Annotated in this window: 5 protein-coding genes; 3 read left to right on the top strand and 2 right to left on the bottom strand. The window is 74.3% G+C overall.

The genetic code is table 11. The features are described from left to right. A partial coding sequence (locus ABNT58_RS11225) for an EamA family transporter (RefSeq protein ID WP_348753561.1) occupies positions 1–318 on the bottom strand: 318 nt, incomplete at its 3' end. A gap of 98 nt (positions 319–416) precedes the next feature. Beyond that, on the bottom strand, positions 417–1550 hold the full coding sequence (locus tag ABNT58_RS11220) for a MerR family transcriptional regulator (protein ID WP_348753560.1): 1134 nt from the start codon (positions 1548–1550) through the stop codon (positions 417–419). Between the two features lie 219 nt (positions 1551–1769). Here ABNT58_RS11220 and ABNT58_RS11215 point away from each other — a divergent pair, with 219 nt between their 5' ends. The 3 genes from ABNT58_RS11215 to ABNT58_RS11205 form a co-directional block, all read left to right on the top strand. After that, positions 1770–2051 carry a high-potential iron-sulfur protein gene (locus ABNT58_RS11215; protein ID WP_348753562.1) on the top strand — a complete coding sequence of 94 codons (282 nt, stop codon included), beginning with the start codon at positions 1770–1772 and terminating at the stop codon, positions 2049–2051. A 73-nt stretch (positions 2052–2124) separates the two neighbouring features. Then, a complete protein-coding gene (locus ABNT58_RS11210) occupies positions 2125–2883 on the top strand; it encodes a helix-turn-helix transcriptional regulator (protein ID WP_348753559.1) in 759 nt (252 codons plus the stop codon). An 85-nt stretch (positions 2884–2968) separates the two neighbouring features. Then, the coding region (locus ABNT58_RS11205) for an amidase family protein (RefSeq protein ID WP_348753558.1) at positions 2969–3820 on the top strand (852 nt) is incomplete at its 3' end.

Genomic DNA, 3820 nt, shown 5'->3' with positions numbered 1-3820 from the left:
GTAGGCCAGACCCACGTAGAAGAACAGGTACTGAAGCGTGGTTTGCGCCAGGCCCAGCAGGCTCACGCGGCCCCAGGCGCGGGCATCGGGCAGGCGCACCGTGCGGCCCATCAGGGCCAGCGCGGCCAGCAGCACCCCGCCGGCGGCCAGGAAGCGCCAGCCGGCGAACAGCAGCTTGGCTGGCAGGTCGGCCGGCACGATCTGCAGCAGCGCGTAGCCGCTCTTGATGGCGGGGTAGGAGCTGCCCCACAGCAGGCAGCACAACAGGGCCAGGGCCACGACGTGGCGCGGCCGGGTGAACACGGACAGAGGGGTCAAGGCAACGGGCAAGAACGGTGCGGCGGCCAGGGTTGCCGCGGCGGAACTGCCCGGGCAGGGGCCGCCCGCGTGGGACGCAGGGCGCGTGGAAAGGCAGTCTAGCCCTGGCCCGCCGATGCCGCTGGCGGCGCCGGCAACAGCCCTTCGTGCAAGGCCACCTGCTCCAGCGCGGTCTCGAAGCTGGCGCGGGCGCTGGCGGCCACCCGTTGCAGGTAGGTGTGCAGCTGCGCATCGCTGGGGCCGCGGTCGGCGCATTCGGCGCTGTAGGCCTCGAAGTGCGACAGCTGCATCAGCAGCTCGGCCACGTGCCGCGGGCATTCGCAGGCGATGGTGGTGGACAGGCCGGCGAACTCGGCCAGTGCGGCGTCGGTCCAGCGGCGCGCCGGGATGGGCGCCTGCGGTGCGGGCAGGCCGGCCGGTCCGGGCGCGGCGGGCAGGTCCAGGGCCGGCGCTGCGGTCAGCGCCGCCTGTTCGGCCTCGCGCAGCGCCTGGCTGGCCAGCCAGCCGGCCAGCCAGGGGCCCAGCACCGCATCGGGCTGGGGCTCGCGCAACAGGGCCAGGCCGGTGTCGGCCAGCGCCTGGCAGGTGGCGTCGGCGGCATAGCGGTACAGCACCGCACAGGGGGCGCCCCGCAGCGCCGGGCAGGCGGCCTGCTGCTCGGCCAGCCAACCGGGGTGCAGGCGCGGCACTTCCAGCAGCCAGGCGTCCACCGGCTCGGCGGCCACGGCCGCCTGGGCCTGGGCCAGGCTGGCAAACGGCCCGCGCAGGTTCACCGCCAATGGCCAGCGCGTGGAAGCCATCTGTGCCTGCAGCCGCGCGGCCAGCGCCGGCCCCACCACCGCCAGCTGCCAGCGCCGGGCGGCTGTCCGCGGGGTGGCCGCCAGCGGCGCGGGTATGGGCGCGCTGCGCTGCTCGGCCAGCACGCTGGCATGGGTGCTGGCCACCTGCTGCAGCTGCGCCATGCTCAGCCCCGCCAGCTGGCCGATGGCATGGCCGCGATCGGTCAGCTGCTTGAGCAGCGCCAGCCGGCGCACTTCGTCGGCCGAATACAGCCGCTGGCCGCTGGCCGAGCGCTGCGGCTGGCTGAGGCCGTAGCGCCGCTCCCACACGCGCAGCGTGGCCACCGGCATCTGCAGCATGCGGGCGACCGCGCCGCTGCGGTGCAGGCTGCCGCCGCCGGAAGAGGCCGGGCTGGGGGCGGGCGGGGTGGGGTCCGGGGCAGGGCGCTTCATCGGTCAGGGCTCGCTGAATCGGATTTGAACGGGAGTATGAGGCCGGATCGGCCGGGTTTTGCGATTCATCAAGGGCCCTGACCCGCTTCAGGGCTACCCTGCGGCTTCATCCCAGCCATCGCAAGGAGACCCGACATGACCCGCCGACCCCAAGCCCCCCGCCAGCCGGCCACCGCCGCCGCCGATCCGGGCGCCATCCGCCAGCGCCGCGTGTTCCTGATGGCCGTGGCCGGCAGCGCCGCGGTGCTGGCCGCGCCGCGGGCCCGCGCCCAGGCCATGCTGGACGAGAAGGACCCGCAGGCCGCCGCGCTGGGCTACGTGGCCGATGCCAAGCGCGTGGACACCAAGAAGTACCCCAAGTTCGCGGCCGAGCAGCACTGCGGCAACTGCGCGCTGTACCAGGGCAAGGCCACCGACAAGGCCGCCCCCTGCCCGCTCTTCGGCGGCAAGCAGGTGGCCGGCGCCGGCTGGTGCAGCGCCTGGGCCAAGAAGGCCGGCTGACGCCCACGCACGGGGGCCGCGCGCCCCTATCATCGCCGCGCTGCGCCTGCTTCATCGGCGCACCGGGGGCCGCATGTACTTGAGCCGCAACCGGGCCGACGTGCTGGCCCGCGTGATGGGAACCCTGGCCGAGCCGCTGCAGGAGCAGCAGGTGCGCCAGCAGCTGGGCGGACTGATGCTGCAGCTGCTGGGCGCGCAGTTCTTCGCCAGCTATGTGTGGGACGAAGACGGCCAGCGCTTCGGCCATGGCGTGCACCTGGAGATGGACCCGGCCAACCTGGCCCGCTACGAGCGCCACTACCAGTTCCACGACCCCATCACGCTGGTGATGCGCCAGCACCGCCGCGCGGTGCGCGCCACCGACGTGCTGCCCCACCCGGCGCTGCGCCGCACCGAGTTCTTCAACGACTTTCTGGCGCGCGACGGCCTGCACTGGGGCATCAACCTCTACGCCTGGGACGGCGAGCACAACATCGGCGACATGCGCATCTGGCGCGACCGCCGGCATGCCGACTTCGACGACGACGACCGTGCGCTGCTGGACCTGCTGCGCCCGGCCTTCGTGGCGGCGCTGCGGCGCAGCCGGCAAGCGGGCGCGGCGGGCGTTGCCGGCATGCCGGCCGCGGCGGGCACGGACGAGCGCGAGGGCCTGCAGGGCCTGAGCACCCGCGAGCGTCAGGTGGCGCAGCTGGCCGCGCAGGGCCTGCCCGACAAGGCCATCGCGCAGCGGCTGGGCATTGCGCTGACCACCGTGCGCACGCACCTGGACCACGCCTTCCGCAAGCTCGACGTGCCCAACCGCGCCGCGCTGGCGCACCGTTTGCGCGGCTGAAGCGCCACACGCCTCCTCATTCCCGAGGATGGCGGCCGAGTGGGCGCCCCGCCTACCGTCCTGGCTCCACTGCCGGAGCCTCTGCATGCCTGCTTTCGTCGACCGCCGCCACTTCCTCAAGACCACCGGCGCCCTGGGCGCCTGCAGCGCCACCGGGGCCGCAGGCCTGCTGGCCGCCTGCGGCAGCGATGGGGGCTACAGCGCCGCCGAGCAGCGGCAGCTGAGCGCCGCTGAGACGGTCTCGGCCATCGCCCAGGGCCGGCTGACCGCCGAAGAACTGGTGACCACGCTGCTGGCCCGCGCCCGCGCGCTGGCTTCGCTCAACGCCTTCATCACGCTGGACGAAGCCGGCGCGCTGGCCGCGGCGCGCATGGTGGATGCCCAGGTGCGCAGCGGCGCCGCGCTGCCGCCGCTGGCCGGCCTGCCCCTGGTGGTGAAGGACAACATCAACGTGCGCGGCCTGCCCACCACCGGCGGCACGCCGGCCTTGCGCAACGTCGTGGCCGCAGCCGATGCGCCCAGCGTAGCCAAGCTGCGCCAGGCCGGCGCCATCGTGCTGGGCAAGACCAACCTGCATGAGCTGGCCTTCGGCATCACCAGCACCAACTTCTCGCCCTTTGCCGGGCCGGTGCACAACCCGTACGACGTGACCCGCATTCCGGGCGGCTCGTCGGGCGGCACCGCGGCGGCCATCGCGGCGCGCATCGCGGTGGCGGGGCTGGGCACCGACACCGGCGGCTCCACCCGCGTGCCGGCGGCCTTGTGCGGCATTGCCGGGCTGCGGCCATCGGTGGGCAATGGCGGGGCCGAGCGCCGCTACCACGAAGAAAACGCGGTGGTGCCCATCAGCCACACGCGCGACACCGTCGGCCCGATGGGCCGCAGCGTGGCCGACCTGGCCTGGCTGGATGCCGCCATCACCGGCACCGCCGTGCCG

The sequence above is a fragment of the uncultured Aquincola sp. genome (assembly GCF_964001545.1).
GTDB lineage: Bacteria > Pseudomonadota > Gammaproteobacteria > Burkholderiales > Burkholderiaceae_C > Aquincola.
This window is presented reverse-complemented; position numbering and strand designations above follow the sequence as displayed.